Here is a 19546-nt window from a genome sequence, read left to right on the forward strand (position 1 = left end):
CCTCACGGCTGGTTCCAGCCTCCCTCCCCCCAGCCTTTGCCCCTCAGACTTGCGGCCATCATGTCCTCCATCATTTCCGTCGCCAATTTGTCGAAGACCTATGGGTCCGGCTTCAAGGCGCTCAAGAACGTCAACCTCGACATCAAACGCGGTGAAATCTTCGCGTTGCTCGGCCCCAACGGCGCCGGCAAGACCACGCTGATCTCGATCATCTGCGGCATCGCCAATCCGAGCGAAGGCAAGGTCCTCGTCGGCGGCGAGAACATCCAGACCTCCTATCGCAAGGCGCGCTCGCTGATCGGGCTGGTGCCGCAGGAATTGCACACCGATGCCTTCGAGAGCGTGTGGGCGACCGTGAGCTTCTCCCGCGGGCTGTTCGGCAAGCCGAAGAACCCCGATCATATCGAGAAGGTGCTGAAGGACCTCTCGCTGTGGGACAAGAAGGACAGCAAGATCATCACGCTCTCCGGCGGCATGAAGCGCCGCGTGATGATCGCCAAAGCGCTGTCGCACGAGCCGCAGATCCTGTTCCTGGACGAGCCGACCGCCGGCGTCGATGTCGAGTTGCGCAAGGGCATGTGGGAGGTGGTGCGCACGCTTCAGCAATCCGGTGTCACCATCATCCTGACCACGCATTACATCGAGGAAGCCGAGGAGATGGCCGACCGCATCGGCGTCATCAACAAGGGCGAGATCGTGCTGGTCGAGGACAAGGCCACCTTGATGCAGAAGCTGGGCAAGAAGCGGCTGACGCTGCATCTGCAAGGCAAGCTCGATGCGCTGCCGGAGAGTCTTGGCCATTACGAGCTCGACCTCTGTGACGGCGGCGCGACGCTGGTCTACGACTACGACACCAAGGGCGAGCGCACCGGCATCACCAGCCTGCTCGGCGACCTTCGTACCGCCGGCATCCGTCTCAACGATCTCGACACGACGCAATCGTCGCTCGAGGACATCTTCGTCGATCTCGTGAGGGCGTCATGAACTACCGGGCTGTCCGCGCCATCTACCTGTTCGAAATGGCGCGCACCTGGCGCACGCTGCTGCAAAGCATCGTCTCGCCGGTGGTCTCGACCTCGCTGTATTTCGTGGTGTTCGGCGCCGCGATCGGCTCGCGCATCAGCCAGGTCGAGGGCGTCAGCTACGGCACCTTCATCGTGCCGGGCCTGATCATGCTCTCAGTGCTGACGCAGAGCATCGCCAACGCCTCGTTCGGAATCTACTTCCCGAAATTCACCGGCACGATCTACGAGATCCTGTCGGCGCCGATCTCCTATTTCGAGATCGTGCTCGGCTATGTCGGCGCGGCCGCGACCAAATCGATCGTCCTCGGCCTGATCATCCTCGCCACGGCCGGCCTGTTCGTGCCGCTGCACATCCATCATCCGGTCTGGATGCTGGCCTTCCTGGTGCTGACGGCGGTAACGTTCAGCCTGTTCGGCTTTATCATCGGCATCTGGGCCGACGGGTTCGAAAAGCTGCAGATGATCCCGATGCTGGTGGTGACGCCGCTGACCTTCCTAGGCGGCAGCTTCTATTCCATCGACATGCTGCCGCCCGCCTGGCGCACGGTGGCGCTGCTCAATCCGGTCGTCTATCTGATCTCCGGCTTCCGCTGGAGCTTCTACGAGATCGCGGACGTCAGCATGGCCGTCAGCATCGGCATGACCACGGCGTTCCTGGTGATCTGTCTGGTCGCGATCTGGTGGATTTTCCGCACGGGGTATCGGTTAAAGAACTGATGGAGAGGCGCAGCCCGGATGGAGCGTAAGCGTAATCCGGGACAGGCGCGGCTTTCAGGCGACAGCGGTCCCGGATTGCGCTTCGCTCCATCCGGGCTACGGCGACATCACCGATAACAGTGGAAGCGGTTGTACCCGTCGTAATAGCCACGGCAGCGACGGTGGCCGCGATGGGGAATGCCGAACACCCCCTCGACAGCGCCGACGGCACCGCCGACACCGGCGCCGACCGCGCCACCCACCACGCCGCCGACGGGGCCGGCGATCCGGTTGCCTTCATAAGAACCCTCCTGGGCGCCCCGAACGATGCCTTGGGCATGGCCAGGCTGTGGGATGCAGGACAGCGCGGCCAGAACGGCGGCGCCAGCGAAGAGCAGGCGGAAAGGCAGACCAGCCGGCCGTGAAGCGGCGGCAACACAAACTCTGTTCATCTTCATTCCCAAAGGTAAAACCAGCGGCGGAGGTCGCCAGCCAAGGCAGGTCAATCGCAACGCCGATGCAGCCAAATGGTTGCGCCAATGTGACCAATTGTCGGCGTTGTGAACGCATCTCCCGCTCGCGAAAATGTCAGCACCGCCGCTGGCTTTGCGGCACAAAGCGGCCTTGCTTACGCCGGGCGTCCCGTTAACGATGGGCGGGCAGGCCGCTGGAACGAAAGCCGGATTGCAGGCATAGTGCACGCCGGGGGACGGAGAGCCGCGGCGCCTAGTGTGAACAGGCCGGAGGCCAGAAGTCCGATGCGTTCGTTTTTTATTGCTTTCACCTCCCTGATGCTTTTGAGCGCGGGCACCGCGCAGGCCAAGGTCGAGATCACCGTCGACAAGGACAATCAGCAGATGACCGTCGCCGTCGACGGCGTCGCGCGCTACCACTGGCCGGTGTCGACAGGCATCCCCTCGCGGGAGACGCCGAACGGCGCGTTCCGCACCTTCCGCATGGAAGAGGATCACTATTCCAAGGAATTCGACGACGCGCCGATGCCGCATGCGATCTTCTTCACCAAGGTCGGGCACGCCATCCATGGCACCGACTCGGTCGGCCGGCTCGGCACGCCCGCCTCGCATGGCTGCGTGCGGCTGTCGCGCCAGAATGCCACGACGCTCTACGCGCTGGTGCAGCAGCAAGGCGTGCTCAACACCACGGTGACGCTGACCGGCTCGGCGCAGGTGGCGCTGGCGCGCAATCCGCGTGGCCGCAACCCCACGGCAGTGGCCCGCGCGCCGCAGCCCGCCGAAGAGCAATACGCCACATCCGGTGATCCCGTGAATCTAGCGCCGCCGGCACAGCCCGCCCGCCGCTACATGCCGCAGGACGACAACTACATCTATCCGGCCGACGGCAGCGACACCGGCGCGCGCTACCCCGCGCCGCGCGGCAGCCGCCCGCTCTATGACGCACAGGTCTATCAGCAGCAGCCGCAGCAATATTACAATCAGGGCAACGGCACCTACTATCAGCCGCAGCCCCGGCAGGTTTACCAACCGCGTGGCTATTACTACCAGAACTGACCCTATCTGAACGCGGCGTTGCTGCGCCAGCGAATCAGGAAGCCGCTGCCGCGACGGGCGCTTGCCGCAGTCGACCGCAGGAAATAGCGCCGGCCTGTGCAGGGATTGGGCACCGGCCGACGCAAGGAAGCAACAGTCCACAACCTTCAACGCAGCGGCGTTCCGACCAAATTGACAACCAGGGGGTCGCCCGTATTGTCGTTCCCATTGTTTCTGGGGCATGACATGACACGCGAGCAGATTTCGGATTTCTGCGTTACCGCCCTGGCAAATATCCTGCGCATTTCGAAGGACCGCGTCGACATCGGCACGAAATTCAGCCGCCTCGGGCTCGATTCGGCGATGCTGGTCTACCTGATGATGGAACTCGAAGAGAAGCTCGACCTCGAACTATCGACGGACGACTTTTACGACCATCCGACCGTTGAGGCGCTGTCGCGATTTCTCGCCGACAAGCGCGCAATCCGCCCCGCCGCCTGAGGGCGGCTGAAGCCGGCGCAACCATGGAAACCTTCCGCTCGCTCGTGGCACTGCTGGCCCGGCGTGCGGAGGAGCAGGCCGACGACCGCGCCTATGTCTTCGTCTCTGATCGCGGGGCGGAGGAAGCTGTCCTCACCTTCCGCCAACTGCATCACTCCGCATCCGCGCTCGCGTCGCGACTGACCGCGGCCGCGCGTCCCGGCGACCGCGCCATCCTGGTGTTTCCGCCCGGCATCGAGTTCATGGTGGCGTTCTTCGGCTGTCTGATGGCCGGCATCATCGCCGTGCCGATGATGATGCCGCGGCGAAACAGCGCGCGCGACGCCAGCGCCACGATACTCGCCAATTGCACGCCGACGCTGGCACTCACCAATTCGGCCGTCGCGCTCCGTGGTGATCTGCGGGCACGCTTCACGTACGAGCACATTCGCTGGATCGAGGTCGATCTCGCCGCGGCCGACGGTGAGACGATCGAACTGCCCGAGCCGGCGCCGGACGACATCGCCTTCCTGCAATACACCTCCGGCTCCACGTCCGCGCCCAAAGGCGTGATGGTGAGCCACGCCAATCTGCTCGCCAATCTCGAGATGATCCGGCTCGCGCTCGGCAACACCCGGCAATCGACTTACGTCAATTGGGTGCCGCTCTATCACGACATGGGGCTGATCCTGAACGCACTGCAGGCGCTCTATATCGGGGCGACCTGCGTGCTGATGGCGCCGAACGCGTTCATGCAGCGGCCGCTCGGCTGGCTGCGCGCGATCTCTCATTACCGCGCGGAAGTGGCGTGCAGCCCGAATTTCGGCTTCGACCTCTGCGTAAGCCGCTTCCGCGCCGATCAGATCGAGGGCATCGATCTGTCCTCGCTCAGGATCGCGCTGAACGGCGCAGAGCCGGTGCATGCGGAAACCATCGAGGTGTTCATCCAGACATTTGCGCCGCACGGCTTCGACCCGCGCGCGATGTATCCCGCCTACGGAATGGCGGAAGCGACGCTCCTGATTTCCGGCGGACGCCGCGGCGGCGGTCATGTCACACGCAGCCTGAGCCGCACGGCGCTTCAGGCGCATGCATCGGAGGCGCCTTCCAGCGCCGAAGACGCGCAAATCGCCGTCGGCTGCGGGCGCGCGCTCACCGGCGAACGGATCGCGATCGTGGACGCGGACAATCGGACGCGCCTGCCCGCGGACCGCGTCGGCGAGATATGGGTGAACGGGGCCAATGTCGCACGCGCCTATTGGCGCAACGACGAGGCGACGCGCGAGGGGCTCAATGCGCAGCTTGCCGGCGAAGACGGTGCGTGGCTGCGCACCGGCGACCTCGGCTTCATCGACGTCACAGGCGAATTGTTCGTCACGGGACGGATCAAGGATCTCATCATTATCCGCGGCATCAACCATTATCCGCAGGACGTCGAGCGCACGGTGCAGTCCCTCGACCAAGCTTTGCGCGAAAACTGCGGCGCGGCGTTCTCGGTGCCGGACGAGACCGGCGAGGAGGCGCTCGTCATCGTCCAGGAAATCGAGCGCAGCGCGCGCCACTCGATCGACACCGAAGCGATCACGGGCCGGATTCGCGAGGCCGTCGCCGATAACCATGAACTCTCCGCGCGCCACATCGCGCTGATCCGGCCCGGCACCCTGCCGAAGACCACCAGCGGCAAGATCCAGCGCAAGCTGGCGCGCAAGCTCTGGCTCGATGGCGGTTTCGACCAGCTCGGCTGAGACGATTCAGAAGTCGATCTTCGCGCTCTCCCCATCGCGCAGGCTCGCGGCGATCCCCTGCTCGATCTTGCGCGCGAGGATGGGGCGATAGTGGATGAAGTCGGCAAAATTGGCGCGGTCGCGCGTGAGATCGTTGTCAACGCGATAGTTGATGAAATTGCTGCGCGGTCGGCCCACGACCACTTTCTTCAGCGCCGCGTCGCAGGCGCTGCGCTCCAGGGCCGCTTCCGTGCCGGGCTTCGGCACGGTGGTCGCGAAGGTCGGCGGCACGATGATGACGACGGGCACATCGGCCGGCAATGTCCTGACGCTATCTGCCAGCGCAGCGATCTCGGGAAATGTCGCCCGCATCTCGGCGGACAAGGACGGCGCCGGATCCCTGGGCCAGCCGACTTCCTTGAATTGACCCGGGGGCCAGATGTCCTCGTAACTGACAAAGCCGTCGGGGTTCATCCGTGGTCGCCAGCCGAGCCCAATACTGATCCGTTGAACAGCGTGCTCGATTGCCTGCCAGGAGATCAGCCGTGCAGCGTAGGCGACGACGCTTCTGTCATAGAGCCAGTCGGGGAATGGGACGCCGCCCTCCTCCTTGGCCCGTGCATGCTCGCACCAGCCGGGGTCCGTCACAATCACTAGTGCGCCGACCTCCCGGTGATTCCGGAGGAAGAAGTCCAGCACCGCGAGTTCCTGGCGGGGAAACGCACCGGTCATGTAGAGCTGCACGAAGCGCAGGCCGGTCGCGCGCGACAATTTCGTCGGCTCGATCATCTGCGCCGTCGAATTGCCCAGGATAGCGGCATTGAAATCCGGATTCCTCGCGCGGCTCGCGGCCGTGATCTGGGTCAGACGATTGTCGACGCCGTCGATACCGAACACACCGAGCTTGCCGCTGTCATAGGGATCGACCGCCACCATGAGTGCGAGCACCAGCAGCGCAGCCCCGATCAGCGTGCCCAGGCACGCGAGCAAGCTCCGGCCCCAGCCGGGGTCGGTCTCAGAACTTGAAGTAGACGAAGTCATGGAGATCCCGACCACCCATATGGAGCAGCAATGCGAATAGCCCAAGACCGAGCAGACCCGCGAGCCACGGATTGGGACGGCGCGTGAACACCGCCACGATGTCCTGGCTCGCCGGCAGCAGGAAGGCGAACAGCGGCGCTAGAATCAGCGGCCACAAATGCTTTCCGCGATCGAGCGGCAGCGGCGAAACCAGCCCACAGAAGACGTGCCATGCCGCCTCCACCGACCCCGCGCGGAAGACCACGCCGGTTGCGAGCACGAACAGCACGGTAAGCGCCCAGCCGAGCCATGACGGGAACGTCGGGCCATAGCGACGCCACAGCGTGCAGGCGACCAGCGCAAGCCCGTGCAGCACGCCCCACAGCACGAAGGTCCAGCTCGCGCCGTGCCACAGGCCGCACAGCGCCATCGTGATCATCATCGCGCCGAAAAACTGCACGGGCAGCCAGCTCCGCGGCAAAAGACGCAGATTGACCAGCGGATAGAACACGTAGTCGCGCAGGAACAGCATCAATGTGATGTGCCAGCGCTGCCAGAAATCCTGGATATTGGTCGAGCGCAGCGGCGCATTGAAATTGTACGGCAGCTGCACGCCGAACAGCAGACCGAGGCCGATCGCGATGTCGGAATAGCCGGAGAAATCGAACAGGATCTGGAAAGAGAAGCAGAAGGCGAGCCACGCATCGCCGCTGGGCAACGGCCCATTCGCTGCCTGCGCGTAGATGGGATCGAGCAGATGGGCGAGGCCGTCGGCGATCACGATTTTTTCGAATAGGCCGATCGCGATGAAGCAGGTCGCGACGCAGAACTGGCGCTGCCAGCCCGGAACGTAGACCTGCCTGCCGAACTGATGCATCACCTCCGACCAGCGCGCCAGGGGGCCGGCGATCGCCTGCGGGAAGAAGACGATGTAGAGCGCGTAGCGGTCGAGCGCATAGAGCGGCGCCCTGCCGCGCTTGAGGTCGACCAGATACATGATGTGGTGGAAGGTGAAGAAGGAGATGCCGAGCGGCAGCCCGACGTCGAGCACCGGCAACGTCGTACCGAGCACGAGACCGACATTGGCGAAAAGGAAGTTGGCGTATTTGAACAGCGCCAGCACCGCGAGATCGAGCATGATCACCAGCGTCAGCACCGCCGGCCACTTCACACGCCCATAGGCAACCGAGGCGAGCCAGTTGATCGCGATCGAGCCGATCAGGAGCAGGACGAATGACGGGCTGCCCCAGGCATAGAAGGCGATCGACAGCGCGACCTGCACGCCGATTCGCCACTGCGGATGAGGATCGGCCAGGCGATAGATCAGCAGCGCCGCGGGCAGGAAGACCAGGAGAAAGGGATAGTCGTTGAACAGCATCGGTTCAAAGCCGCGCCATCGCCGGCGTGAGCCGGCGGATGATGCTCAGCCCGTTTCGAGGTCGGGCGCGGCGTCGCCCGGCTGCCGCAGCATGCGTCGCGCAATCTTCTCCTCGCTCGGCACCTTGACGTCCCAGGCCAGTCCGAGCGCTTCCAGAGCCCGGATGAAGATGTAGCCGGGATCGAACTCGAACCAGCGCAGGCCGAACGCCGCGGAATAGGGAAAGGCGTGGTGGTTGTTGTGCCAGCCCTCGCCCCAGGCAAGCCAGGCCATCACGCCGAGATTGCGGCTGTTGTCGTCGCGGGTGACGAAGGGCTGCGCGCCAAAGCTATGCATCACGGAGTTGATGGCCGACATGGTCTGCTCGACCACGAACATGCGCACCACGCCGCCCCACAGCAAGCCGGTCAGTGCGCCCCACAGGCTCATGGTGGCGAGGCCGCCGATCGCGGCCTGCAGCACCAGGCCGAGACCGACCCAGGTGTAATAGTAGCTGTTGACGGCAACGAGCCTGCGATCCGCCATCAGGTCCGGGACATAGTGCGCAACGTTGGGATAATCGTGCTCGATCATCCAGGTCAAATGCGCGTGCAGGAAGCCGCGCAGGCGGCCGAATGGGCCCTCGCCGTGCAGCCGCGGCGAATGCAGATCGCCGTCGTGATCGGACAATTCGTGGTGCCGGCGGTGCATTGCCGCCCAGGACAGCATGGGACCGCGGCCGGCCATCGATCCCATCACGACCAGGATCGCACTCATCGCCGTGGAGGTCGCGAAGGCGCGGTGGGTGAAGAGCCGGTGATAGCCGACGGTGAGGCCGAGGCCGGTGACCAGCCAGAAGCCAACGAACAGGCCAAGCTCCATCGCGCCGATCGGGCGGTAGAGCAGAAGGGCCAGTGCCACCAGCGTGCCGATGAAGGGCAAAACGTCGAAGATGATGAAATGCCGCCGCTGCATCCGGCGAAAATGCCGGCTGCGGATAATTCGATGATCGCGTTGCTGCTGCACGGGCGGATTTCCAGGGCGCCGACTATGAGTACATACCCCTGCGGCGGCCGCAACCCAAGCCGCCGCCCAAGGTTTCAACAGCCACGAAAGCCTATACTATGGGCCGAACGCGCCCAAATGCGTTGAAATATCACTCTTTCCGCTTGCCCCTCGAGCCGCCATGCCGTCACGTGCTGCGACAATCTTGACCGTACTGTCACTTCTCATTGCGGGACCGGCCATGGGATTCGATTCGGGATCTGATTCGGCCTTCGACATCGAGGCCCATCGCGGCGGGCGGGCACTGCTGCCGGAAAACACGCTTCCGGCCTTCGCCAACGCGCTGTCGATGGGTGTGGACACGCTGGAGCTCGACGTCGGCATCACCGCCGACGGCGAAGTCGTCGTCTCGCATGAGCGCGGGCTCAATCCTGATCTCGCGCGGGATGCGAGCGGCGCCTACATCGCGCCTCCCGGCACGCCGTTCGTGAAACTGCGGCTCGCCGACGTCAGGACCTATGACGTCGGCGAGATCCGACCAGGCAGCCCTTACGCGAAGCAATTCCCCGACCAGCGCGCTATGCCCGGGACCCGCATTCCGACCCTGAGCGAGCTGTTCGCGCTGGTGCGCAAGTCCGGCAACACGCGCGTGCGCTTCAACATCGAGACCAAGATCGATCCGAACCATCCGGACGAGACGCTCGATCCGCAAGCTTTCGTCACCAGGCTGCTCGGGCTAATCGAAGCCGAAAAATTCTCCGACCGCGTCATGATCCAGTCGTTCGACTGGCGGACCCTGCTGCTCGTCCAGCAGCGAGCACCAAAGATGCCGACGGTGTACCTGACGCTCCAGCGCGGCTCGAGCCAGACGGTGGCGCTGGATAAAGCGACCAATTGGACAGCGGGATTCAGCCCGGCCGATCATGGCAGGTCGCTGCCCCGAACCATCAAGGCTGCGGGCGGCACAGTATGGTCGCCCTATTTCGGCGATGTGACCGCGGCACTGATCGCCGAGGCCCATGCGCTCGGGCTGCGTGTCGTGGTCTGGACGGTCAACAAACCCGAAGACATGGCGCGCATGATCGAGATCGGCGTCGACGGCATCATCTCCGACAAGCCCGATTTGTTGCGGCAAGTTGCGGGCAAGAAGGCAATTGCGTTGCCCGCGGGGACGCCGGTGGAGCCGTAGAAGCGGGCCCTACTCCCCGTCCCGCAAGCGCCGGTACAGCGCGCCCAAAATGTTGGAGTAATCGTCGGTCCAGACCCGCACCCTGTCGTCGGCTTCGGTCTGCTCCCATGATTTCGACGATGCGAGCCTGCCGACGTCGGCATCCTCGCGGGCGGAGATGACGACGTCGGTCGAGAAGATGTAGTCGCCATCGCGCCCCGAATCCTCGTTGTAGACCCAGCTCTTGAGATCGTTGGCATCGGCGATGCCGACCACGACAGTCTCGAGATCGAGGTGGCGGTTGGAGACGTGCATCACCACGGCACCGTGCGGAGCGAGCTTGTCCTTGTAGATCTTCATCGCCTCTTCGGTGGCAAGATGGATCGGGATCGCATCCGACGAATAGGCGTCGACGATGATGAGATCGTAGGCGCCGTCCGGCTCCTTCGCGAAGGTGAGGCGGGCATCGCCGATCACCGGCTTCAGGCCCGGCATGCAGCTCGAAATGTAGCGGAAATTCTTCGGATCGCTTGCCGCGTCGACCATCGACTGGTCGATCTCGAAGAAGGTCCAGCTTTCGCCGGGCTCGGCAGCGCAGGCGAGCGTGCCCGATCCGACGCCGATTGCGGCAACCTTCAGCGGCGCGCCCTTGCGCTCGCGGATCGCGGTGACGGCCTGACCGATGCCGCCATCCCTGTGATAGTAGGTGATCGGCTCGGGCCGGCCGGTGACGGGCGTGCCGTCATTGTTGAGGAAACGCTCGGCGCCGTGGATCGTGGTGCCGTGCATCAGCACGTGGAAATAGCCGCCGGGCGTCACCACGATCTTGTGCACGCCGAAGAAGCTGCGCACCGTGGTGACGCGGCCTTCGTCCGCCGGATAAACCCGGATCAACGCCAGCGCGAGCACGACGGTGGCGAAAATCTTCCAGCGGTCGGCGTTGACCGCCAGTGCCAGCAGCGCGGCGAGGACGCCGACGCCGCCAGCCGCCCAGACCCGGTGATCCTCGAACCAGGTCGACAGCCCGCCCGTCATGATGGACGGCGCAACGAGCACCACGGCGAGCGCGGCAAGCGCCAGCCAGTACCATTTGACGATGCCCGCCAGCCGCTCGTTCGCGGGCGGACGGCACAGCGCGGCAAGCGCAACCAGGATCGGGTATTCGGCGATCCAGGAGAATGTGAACGGCGCGACGAGCCCTGCGAACAGGCCGCCGACCATGCCGCCGAACGACAGCGCCACATAGAAACCGGTGAGATATTTGGCGGCAGGCCGGGTCCGCGCCAATTCGCCGTGGCAGGCCATGGCGATGACGAAGAAGCACAATTGATGGCCACCGAGCGTCAGCAGCAGGTTCTGCTCGCCGCCGAACGCCAGCAGGAAGACGACGCCCGCAATCGCGACCGGCTGGAGCATCAGCATCCATTTGTGCGGCAGCAGCGGCCGCGACTGGAACACCACCACCCAGGTCAAGAGGTACAGCGACAGCGGCAGCACCCACAGCAGCGGCGCGGCCGCAACGTCGGTCGAGATGTGCGCGGTGACGGCGATGAGCAGGCCGGACGGCACCCCGGCGAGGAATATCCAGCGCAGCCGCGTCATGAAACCGGGCGCCGGCGCGTTGATATCCTCGGTGCGCGCATCGACCATGGCCAGCTTCGGCGAGCGCAACAGCAGCACGCCACATGCCGCGATCAGGAGGATCAGAATGCCGTAACCGCCGGTCCAGAGCCGGTTCTGCGTGTGCAGCGTGAACATCGGCTCCAGCAGGAACGGATAGGACAGCAGGGCGAGAAAGCTGCCGATGTTGGAGGACGCATAGAGGAAATAGGGATCATGTCCGGCAGGATGCCCGGTGCGGACGAACCAGGCCTGCAGCAACGGATTGTTGGCGGCGAGCGCGAAAAACGGCAGCCCGATCGAGATCACGAACAGGCCGAGCAGCCAGATCGCGTAGCCCGAGCCGGGCGGCTCGCTATAGGCCGAGGCGATGCCGAGCGGCAACGTGACGAAGGCTGCGATCAGCAGCAGGAGATGCACCACCACCGGAACGATGCGGTTCCTCACCTGCATCAACACATGCGCATAGGCGTAGCCCGCCAGCAGCAGCGACTGGAAGAACACCATCGCCACCGACCACACCGCCGGCGAGCCGCCGAGCCGCGGCAGGACCATCTTCGTGAACAGCGGCTGCACCGAGAACAGCAACAGCGCGCTGACGAAGATCGCGGCGGTGTAGACCGTCAGCAGCAGCCGGTTGCGCGACGAGGACGGCTGCTCCGTGGCGGCGGGTTGCACGATCGAATCCATGGAAGCTCCGGCATAATCCCGGCGGGCGCCGGGCGCGCGCAATGGAGCACAAGGCGCCTGAACGAGCAATAAAGGGTCTCGTGATGTTGCAGCGGGGAATGCTTGATATAAGACGGTCGTTCCGGGGCGATGCGACCGGACCGCGAAGCGCGGCCCGGAGCATCGAACCCGGAACCTCCACATTCTCCGGTGCGGAGCCCGCACCACAGTTCGCGCTTCGCGCACGCCGGAATGACACCACCAGGGACGCATGATCGAAACCGACGTCGTCATCATCGGCGCTGGCCATAACGGCCTCACCTGCGCGGCCTATCTCGCGATGGCCGGCTTGCGCGTGCGCGTGGTCGAGCGCCGCAAGGTGGTCGGCGGGGCCGCGGTCACAGAGGAGTTTCATCCCGGCTTCCGCAATTCGGTCGCGGCCTACACCGTGAGCCTGCTCAATCCGCAGGTGATCCGGGACCTCAAGCTGGCCGAGCAGGGCCTGCGGATCGTCGAACGGCGCGCGCAGAATTTTCTGCCCGCGCCCGACGGCAGCTATCTCCTCACCGGCCAGGGGCGGACGCAGGCGTCCGTCGCACGGCTGAGCGCGCATGATGCAAACGCGCTCGATGGGTTTTCGCGCGAGCTCGAAGAGATCGCCGACGTGCTCCGGCAGTTCGTGCTGCGCGCGCCGCCAAACCTGCTCGACGGTTTCGGCACGGCCTCGATCCGCGAAGCCGTGAACGCGTTCCAGAGCGCCAACATCCTTCGTGGGCTATCGCTGGAGCAGAACCGCAGCCTGCTCGATCTCTTCACCCGCTCGGCCGGCGAGATGCTGGATGAACGTTTCGAGCATGATCTGGTCAAGGCGCTGTTCGGCTTCGATGCCATCGTCGGCAATTATGCCAGCCCTTACGCCGCGGGCTCGGCCTATGTGATGCTGCATCACGCCTTCGGCGAGGTGAACGGCAAGAAGGGCGTCTGGGGGCACGCCATCGGCGGCATGGGCGCGATCACGCAAGCCATGGCGCGCGCCGCACGCGACCGCGGCGTTGTGATCGACACCGATGCGGGCGTGCGCGAGGTCATCGTCGAGCGCGACCGCGCGGTCGGCGTGGCGCTGGAGGACGGCACAACCATCCGCGCGAAATATGTCGCGGCCAACGTCAATCCGAAGCTGCTCTATACGCGGCTGGTCGCCGCCGATGCGCTGCCGGCCGACTTCCTCGCCCGCATCCGGCACTGGAAGAACGGCTCCGGCACCTTCCGCATGAACGTGGCGCTGGACCGCCTGCCCTCCTTCACGGCGCTGCCGGGCGACGGCGATCATCTCACCTCCGGCATCATCCTGGCCCCTGATCTCGGCTACATGGACCGCGCTTTTCTCGATGCCCGCGCGCACGGCTGGAGTCGAGAGCCGGTCGTGGAAATGCTGATCCCCTCGACGCTCGACGATACCCTCGCGCCCGCAGGACAACATGTCGCGAGCCTGTTCTGCCAGCATGTCGCGCCGGAGCTTCCCGATGGAAAGTCGTGGGACGACCATCGCGACGAGGTCGCCGACCTCATGATCGCGACGGTGGACAAATACGCGCCGGGTTTTGCGGCAAGCGTGCTCGGCCGCCAGATCCTGTCACCGCTCGATCTCGAACGGCAATTCGGCCTGCTCGGCGGCGACATCTTCCACGGCGCGCTGACGCTGAACCAGCTGTTCTCGGCGCGGCCGATGCTGGGCCACGCCGATTATCGCGGACCCGTGAGGGGCCTCTATCACTGCGGCTCCGGCGCCCACCCCGGCGGCGGCGTCACCGGCGCCCCCGGCCACAACGCCGCGCAGGCGATCCTGAGAGATCTCAGGTCGCTGTTCGGAAGGCGTGGATAAGCCCGGGGATAAGCTGTGGACAGGTTGTTGGCAGAGCTGTGGAAGAGCTGTGGGTTACGCTCGTCCATGCCTGGTACAAGTTGGTGGAAAATCCGGGGATGAGCGGCGGGACAATCTGTGGCCAATGTCCGGACAAGCGAGCGGATAGCCTGTGGGCATTCTGTGAAAGCCCCCCCAAAAACGACGTCGCCCGCCAGGGGGCAATTCCCCCCGGCGGGCGCTGGTCGAAAGCAGTCGTATGGAGAAATGGCCCCGCCGGAAATGGGAGGCGGAAATTACTTCAAGGAGGTGCTAATCGAGGTGAACTTCTCGTTCATCGTGGTGCCCAGGCCGTTCACCACGGTGATGATCGCCAGCGCGATACCTGCTGCGATCAGGCCGTATTCGATTGCGGTTGCACCTGAATCGTCGGTCCAGAACTTCAAAATCATGCGCTTCAAGTCTCGCCTCCTATTCCATTTCGAGCTGTGTGGTTTGCCCAACATCCGCAAATTTACGTCCTACAACCTGCGGTCGGGTTAATCTCAAGAATGCAAGTTATGCGAAAAATTGGGAACAAAAGTTCCAAAAATTGAACCGGACGGAACCCTGAGAATGCAGCCCTCCACCCATCGCGCCAGTTTTTCGATCGGCAGCGAGATCGCCGCCAGGCGCATTGTCGACGTCCTCACCGAAATGTTCTTCGAGGACGATGCGGCGGTCGCCGCCTTCGAGCAGCCTAACGGACAGTGGGACGTCGCGCTGCATTTCGCGAACGCGCCGGACCGGGCGTGGCTTCGCGAACTCGTTGCAACCTCAGCAGGAAATGAGATCGCGGACACGCTGGCCTTCGACACCGTCGAAGCCAGGGACTGGGTCAAATCAAGCCTGGAAGATCTCGTCCCGGTGCCGGCCGGGCGCTTCGTCGTCCACGGCAGCCATGACCGCGACCGCGTGCCGCCAAACAAGCTCGCCATCGAGATCGAGGCCGCTCTCGCCTTCGGCACCGGCCATCACGGCACCACACGCGGCTGTTTACTCCTGCTTGACCATGTCCTGAAAAGCACCCGGCCCGGCCGCGTGCTCGACCTCGGCACCGGGACCGGCGTGCTCGGGATAGCGGCGGCGAAGGCGCTGCATCACGCGGTGCTGGCCTCCGACATCGACCCGGCCTCGGTCAAGGTGGCAGCCGAGAACGCCTTGTTGAACGAGGTCGGTCACCATGTGCGAGTGATCCGCGCCACCGGCTTCGCTGCGGCTGATTTCGGCAGATGCGGCCCGTTCGACCTGGTGCTGGCCAACATCCTTGCCAATCCGTTACGGCAATTGGCGGGCCCGTTGACGCGGCACCTCGCCCCTGGCGGGCGCGTCATCCTCTCCGGCCTGTTGACGCCCCAGGTCCCCGCCGTGATCGCCGCCTACCGCGCGCGCGGCCTCGTGCCTCTGAAGCACCTGCGGATCGAAGGGTGGAGCAGCCTGCTGCTGCGGAAGATGGGGTGAGTACGGGTGCTGCAGTAGATGCCGCTACTTTGCGGCCTTCTCGTCCCGGCGCATCGCGCGCTCGGCCTGCGAGGCGCGCCTCGCACGGCGTTCGGCGAAACGGTCGATCATCTGGCTGATGAGGCCGCGCGGTTTCTTCGGTGTTGTCGCCGCAGCCGGAACGCGGCGCACCGGCGGCGTAATCTTCTCAAACGTGAACGCTGGCATCGAGTGTCCCCTCGTCGTTGAGATGAACAACTTGCTCGAATTTCCCTGTTATCCGAACGAAGCGCAACTGCCGCATCCTGTACTCCACTCAATTCGAATGGAACTTGTTCAAGCACAGTCCATGCCAGATGCGACCTCAAATGCGTCTACATTGCGGACTGATCCGCATGATCCTAAAGTGATCCACCATGTTCGAAGCGCACTTCCAGACATTCGAGGAGCCCGAGGCCGGCGTCGCACTGATCGCCCGGCTGGCCGCGCTCCGTGAAGAACTCGCCCGCCGCAAGCTGACCGGTTTCGTGATTCCACGCGCCGATCAGCAGCAGAATGAGTATGTGCCGCCGTCGGAAGAGCGTCTGGCCTGGCTAACCGGTTTTACCGGCTCGGCGGGGCTGGCGGTGGTGCTGACGCACGAGGCTGCGGTCTTCGTCGATGGACGCTACACGATCCAGGCGGCCAAGCAGGTCGATTCAAGGGCCTGGGCCGTGGAATCTCTGATCGATCCCCCGCCGGAAAGCTGGATATCGGCACACCTGAAGGCCGGCGACCGCCTCGGATTTGATCCGTGGTTGCACACTTTTTCGGCAGCCGAGCGTTTGGCCGCCGCCTGCACCAAGGCCGGTGCCGAGTTGGTCGCGGTCGACAGCAATCCGGTCGATGCGATCTGGCAGGACCGGCCACAGCCGCCGATTGCGCCGGTCACGGTGCACGGGATGCAACATGCCGGCGTGACTGAAGCCGAGAAGCTGACGCAGATCAGGAGCGAGATCGGCAAGCTCGGGGTCGATGCCTTGGTGCTGTCGGACAGCCATGCCGTGGCCTGGACCTTCAACATCCGCGGCGCCGACGTCGCGCATACGCCGCTGCCGCTGTCATATGCGCTGGTGCCGAAGGACGGCCGCCCCACCATCTTCATCGATCACCGCAAGCTCTCAAATCTGACTCGCGACCATCTCGAGCAGTCCGCCGACGTGCGCGAGCCCGATGCGATGGCGCCGACGCTGATGGCGCTCGCCAAGAGCGGTGGATCGATTGCGCTCGACAATGCGACCGCGGCCGACGCCCTCAGCCGGCTGATCACGGGTGCCGGCGGCAAGCCGGTGCGCGGCAGCGATCCGATCGCGCTGCTCAAGGCGGTCAAGAACACGACCGAGATCAAGGGCACGCAAACGGCGCACCGGCGCGACGCCGTGGCGCTGGCACGCTTCCTCGCCTTCATCGACCGCGAGGCGGCAAGCGGCAAGCTCACCGAGATCGACGCGGTCGAGGCACTGGAGACGTTCCGCCGCGACACCGGCGCGCTCAAGGACGTGTCGTTCCCGACCATATCGGGCACCGGCCCGAATGGCGCCATCGTGCACTACCGCGTCACCCGCAAGAGCAACCGGCGGATCGTGCCCGGCGATCTGCTGCTGATCGATTCAGGTGCACAATATGAAGACGGCACCACCGACGTCACCCGCACCATGGCCGTGGGCGAGCCGACCGACGAGATGCGCGACCGCTTCACGCGTGTGCTGCGCGGCCACATCGCGATCGCGCGGGCGGTCTTTCCCGACGGCGCCACCGGCGCGCAGCTCGACACACTCGCACGGCAATATCTCTGGGCCGCCGGCGTCGATTTCGAGCATGGCACCGGCCACGGCGTCGGCAGCTATCTCTCGGTGCACGAAGGACCGGCGCGGATATCGAAGCTCGGCACCACGCCGCTGAAGCGCGGCATGATCCTGTCCAACGAGCCCGGCTACTACAAGACCGACGGTTTCGGCATCCGCATCGAGAACCTCGAACTGGTGGTCGCAGCCGACATCAAGGGCGCGGAAAAATCGATGAACGCGTTCGAGACGCTGACCCTGGCGCCGATCGACCGCCGGCTGATCGATGTGGCCATGCTGGGCAAGGACGAGCTCGACTGGCTCAACGCCTATCACGCGCGCGTCAGGACCGAGGTGCGGCCAGCGCTGGACGAGACGACGAAGGCCTGGCTGGACCAGGCCACGGCGGAGTTGAAGGCGTAAGTTCGCCATTCACGGGCTCGACGCATAGCACCACGCGATTTGCGCAAGGCTCATTTCCACCCCCGCTGTCATTCCCCGCGAAGGCGGGGAATCCAGTATTCCAGAGACAGCAAACGCATGCGGACAAGCCGCGGCGTACTGGATCGCCCGGTCAAGCCGGGCGATGACACCAACTTTCTGGCACGAACATCGCGCCCAATCGGTCGCCCCGTGCCTCATCACAACCGTCCCGGAATCCGTATAGCCGCATTCCGAAACGCCGATATGCGTCATGTGCCAGCACGCTAGAGTCCGATTCGAATTTCTACCAGACGGACACGCATGCACGGCATGATGAGCAAACCGCCGGAAACGGCGAAGAACCTCGCGACCTCGCGCGTGGTGTTGCTGCTGCTCGTCGTCATGACCGGGATCGCGCCGATCTCGCTTTACATGCTGGTTCCGGCGCTGCCGGTGCTGGCGACGACATTTGGCAGCGACATCTCGGTCGCGCAGATGACGGTGTCGCTGTACATGGTCGGCATCGCGCTGTCGCAACTCATCATGGGCCCGCTGTCGGACCGTTTCGGGCGACGCCCGGTGCTGCTCGGAGGACTGGCGCTGATGGTCGTCGCCAGCGTCGCCTGCATCTTCGCGGAAACGCTGCCGCAGCTGATCGCCGCGCGCTTCTTCCAGGCGCTGGGCGGCGCCGCCGGCATGGTGGTGAGCCGCGCCATCATCCGCGACATCTACGAGCGCGACCGCGTCGCCTCGATGATCAGCCTCGTCGTCGCGGCGCTGATGATCGGGCAGATGGTCTCCCCGCTCACCGGCGGCCTGATCGAAACCGCATTCGGCTGGCGCGCGATCTTCTACGCCATCACCGTCGCCGCGATCATCGTCGCCGTCGGCATCGCGATCGCGCTGCCCGAGACCCGCCGAGATCGCGCCGCCGGCAGCGGCTTTCGCGGCGACGTCGGCATCCTGATCCGCAACCGCGCCTTCGTCGGCTACGTGATGTGCCAGGTGCTGGCCTCGCAGATCATCTTCACCTTCGCAGGCGGCGGCCCCTATATCGTGGTGACGCAGATGGGCAGGACCAGCGCCGAATACGGCGCGTGGTTCGCGACGACGGGTTTTGCGTATCTCGTCGGCAATCTGCTCTGCGTGCGCTTCGCGCCGCGGCACTCGCTGGAGAAGTTGATCTGGTTCGGCCTCGCGCTGCAGCTTTGCGGCAGCCTGTTGAACCTGCTCTGGAGCTTCGCCGGCTGGAACGAGGCGCCCGCCTGGCTGTTCGGCACGCAGATGATCGTGATGGTCGGCAATGCCTTCGTAATGGCGAACTCGGCCGCCGGCGCGATCAGCATCCGTCCCGAGGCCGCCGGCACGGCGTCAGGTGCGATGGGATTCCTCCAGCAGGGCATCGGCGCGCTGATGTCGCAATTCGGCGCCTATCTCGGCGGCCATTCCGCCACCACGCTGCCGCTCACCGCCGCGGTGCTGGCGATCTCGCTGCTCTGCGCCTGCACCATGATCTTCGTCGTCCCCCGCCGCGAGGTCATGGTGAGCGAGACGCTGATCGAGCAGGCGGAAGAGGAAGAGAACGGGATGATGTAAGGGGGCGCGCCGTCGCCCCGTCATTGCGAGCGAAGCGAAGCAATCCAGACTGCGACCCGCGGAAAGATTCTGGATTGCTTCGCTTCGCTCGC

At 64.7% G+C, this 19546-nt stretch carries 17 protein-coding genes; 10 read left to right on the plus strand and 7 right to left on the minus strand.

What is annotated here, in order from left to right:
* The first annotated feature begins 60 nt into the window (after window positions 1-60).
* A complete protein-coding gene (locus tag GWG67_RS33825) occupies window positions 61-984 on the plus strand; it encodes an ABC transporter ATP-binding protein (protein WP_275173843.1) in 924 nt (307 codons plus the stop codon).
* Complete coding sequence (locus tag GWG67_RS33830) at window positions 981-1742, plus strand: ABC transporter permease (protein ID WP_275173844.1); 762 nt, start codon at window positions 981-983, stop codon at window positions 1740-1742. Before GWG67_RS33825 ends, GWG67_RS33830 begins: the two co-directional genes overlap by 4 nt.
* Window positions 1743-1849: 107 nt before the next feature.
* Here GWG67_RS33830 and GWG67_RS33835 read toward each other — a convergent pair whose 3' ends face one another.
* Window positions 1850-2173 (minus strand): hypothetical protein, encoded by a 324-nt coding sequence (locus tag GWG67_RS33835; protein WP_275173846.1) that lies wholly within the window; start codon window positions 2171-2173, stop codon window positions 1850-1852.
* A gap of 306 nt (window positions 2174-2479) precedes the next feature.
* Between GWG67_RS33835 and GWG67_RS33840 the strand changes: the two genes are divergently transcribed.
* The 3 genes from GWG67_RS33840 to GWG67_RS33850 all read left to right on the plus strand — a co-directional run bounded on the left by GWG67_RS33840 (window position 2480) and on the right by GWG67_RS33850 (window position 5454).
* Window positions 2480-3250: a L,D-transpeptidase gene (locus GWG67_RS33840; protein WP_275173847.1), complete on the plus strand. Its 771-nt coding sequence runs from the start codon at window positions 2480-2482 to the stop codon at window positions 3248-3250.
* A 96-nt stretch (window positions 3251-3346) separates the two neighbouring features.
* Window positions 3347-3730, plus strand: a complete 384-nt coding sequence (locus tag GWG67_RS33845; protein WP_275173848.1) for an acyl carrier protein — start codon at window positions 3347-3349, stop codon at window positions 3728-3730.
* Between the two features lie 23 nt (window positions 3731-3753).
* A complete protein-coding gene (locus tag GWG67_RS33850; protein WP_275173850.1) occupies window positions 3754-5454 on the plus strand; it encodes a fatty acyl-AMP ligase in 1701 nt (566 codons plus the stop codon).
* Window positions 5455-5460: 6 nt separating this feature from the next.
* Here GWG67_RS33850 and GWG67_RS33855 read toward each other — a convergent pair whose 3' ends face one another.
* The 3 genes from GWG67_RS33855 to GWG67_RS33865 are packed head-to-tail and all read right to left on the minus strand — an operon-like array spanning window position 5461 to window position 8836.
* A complete protein-coding gene (locus GWG67_RS33855; protein WP_275173851.1) occupies window positions 5461-6423 on the minus strand; it encodes a hypothetical protein in 963 nt (320 codons plus the stop codon).
* A 25-nt stretch (window positions 6424-6448) separates the two neighbouring features.
* The gene (locus GWG67_RS33860; RefSeq protein ID WP_275173852.1) at window positions 6449-7831 is read right to left on the minus strand and encodes an MBOAT family protein; all 1383 of its coding nucleotides are present in this window, start codon (window positions 7829-7831) and stop codon (window positions 6449-6451) included.
* Between the two features lie 45 nt (window positions 7832-7876).
* Window positions 7877-8836, minus strand: coding sequence for an acyl-CoA desaturase (locus GWG67_RS33865; protein ID WP_275173853.1), 960 nt, complete (start codon window positions 8834-8836; stop codon window positions 7877-7879).
* Window positions 8837-9056: 220 nt separating this feature from the next.
* Between GWG67_RS33865 and GWG67_RS33870 the strand changes: the two genes are divergently transcribed.
* On the plus strand, window positions 9057-10004 hold the full coding sequence (locus GWG67_RS33870; RefSeq protein WP_275173854.1) for a glycerophosphodiester phosphodiesterase: 948 nt from the start codon (window positions 9057-9059) through the stop codon (window positions 10002-10004).
* A 9-nt stretch (window positions 10005-10013) separates the two neighbouring features.
* Here GWG67_RS33870 and GWG67_RS33875 read toward each other — a convergent pair whose 3' ends face one another.
* Window positions 10014-12293 carry a spermidine synthase gene (locus GWG67_RS33875; RefSeq protein WP_275173855.1) on the minus strand — a complete coding sequence of 760 codons (2280 nt, stop codon included), beginning with the start codon at window positions 12291-12293 and terminating at the stop codon, window positions 10014-10016.
* Window positions 12294-12543: 250 nt separating this feature from the next.
* Here GWG67_RS33875 and GWG67_RS33880 point away from each other — a divergent pair, with 250 nt between their 5' ends.
* The gene (locus GWG67_RS33880) at window positions 12544-14154 is read left to right on the plus strand and encodes an NAD(P)/FAD-dependent oxidoreductase (protein WP_275173856.1); all 1611 of its coding nucleotides are present in this window, start codon (window positions 12544-12546) and stop codon (window positions 14152-14154) included.
* A 275-nt stretch (window positions 14155-14429) separates the two neighbouring features.
* On the opposite strand, the gene GWG67_RS33885 is transcribed toward GWG67_RS33880, so the two are convergent.
* Entirely contained in the window at window positions 14430-14594 is a 165-nt protein-coding gene (locus GWG67_RS33885; protein WP_275173857.1) for a Flp family type IVb pilin, read from the minus strand.
* A 154-nt stretch (window positions 14595-14748) separates the two neighbouring features.
* Here GWG67_RS33885 and GWG67_RS33890 point away from each other — a divergent pair, with 154 nt between their 5' ends.
* The gene (locus tag GWG67_RS33890; protein ID WP_275173859.1) at window positions 14749-15633 is read left to right on the plus strand and encodes a 50S ribosomal protein L11 methyltransferase; all 885 of its coding nucleotides are present in this window, start codon (window positions 14749-14751) and stop codon (window positions 15631-15633) included.
* Window positions 15634-15657: 24 nt separating this feature from the next.
* Here the strand turns inward: GWG67_RS33890 and GWG67_RS33895 are convergent, their stop codons facing one another.
* A complete protein-coding gene (locus GWG67_RS33895; protein ID WP_275173861.1) occupies window positions 15658-15840 on the minus strand; it encodes a hypothetical protein in 183 nt (60 codons plus the stop codon).
* A 188-nt stretch (window positions 15841-16028) separates the two neighbouring features.
* On the opposite strand from GWG67_RS33895, the gene GWG67_RS33900 reads away from it, so the two are divergent.
* Both GWG67_RS33900 and GWG67_RS33905 read left to right on the plus strand, forming a co-directional pair.
* On the plus strand, window positions 16029-17858 hold the full coding sequence (locus GWG67_RS33900; RefSeq protein WP_275173862.1) for an aminopeptidase P family protein: 1830 nt from the start codon (window positions 16029-16031) through the stop codon (window positions 17856-17858).
* Between the two features lie 321 nt (window positions 17859-18179).
* Window positions 18180-19454 (plus strand): multidrug effflux MFS transporter, encoded by a 1275-nt coding sequence (locus GWG67_RS33905; RefSeq protein ID WP_275173864.1) that lies wholly within the window; start codon window positions 18180-18182, stop codon window positions 19452-19454.
* The last annotated feature ends 92 nt before the right edge of the window (window positions 19455-19546 follow it).

Source organism: Bradyrhizobium sp. CSS354 (assembly GCF_029051725.1).
Lineage (GTDB): Bacteria > Pseudomonadota > Alphaproteobacteria > Rhizobiales > Xanthobacteraceae > Bradyrhizobium.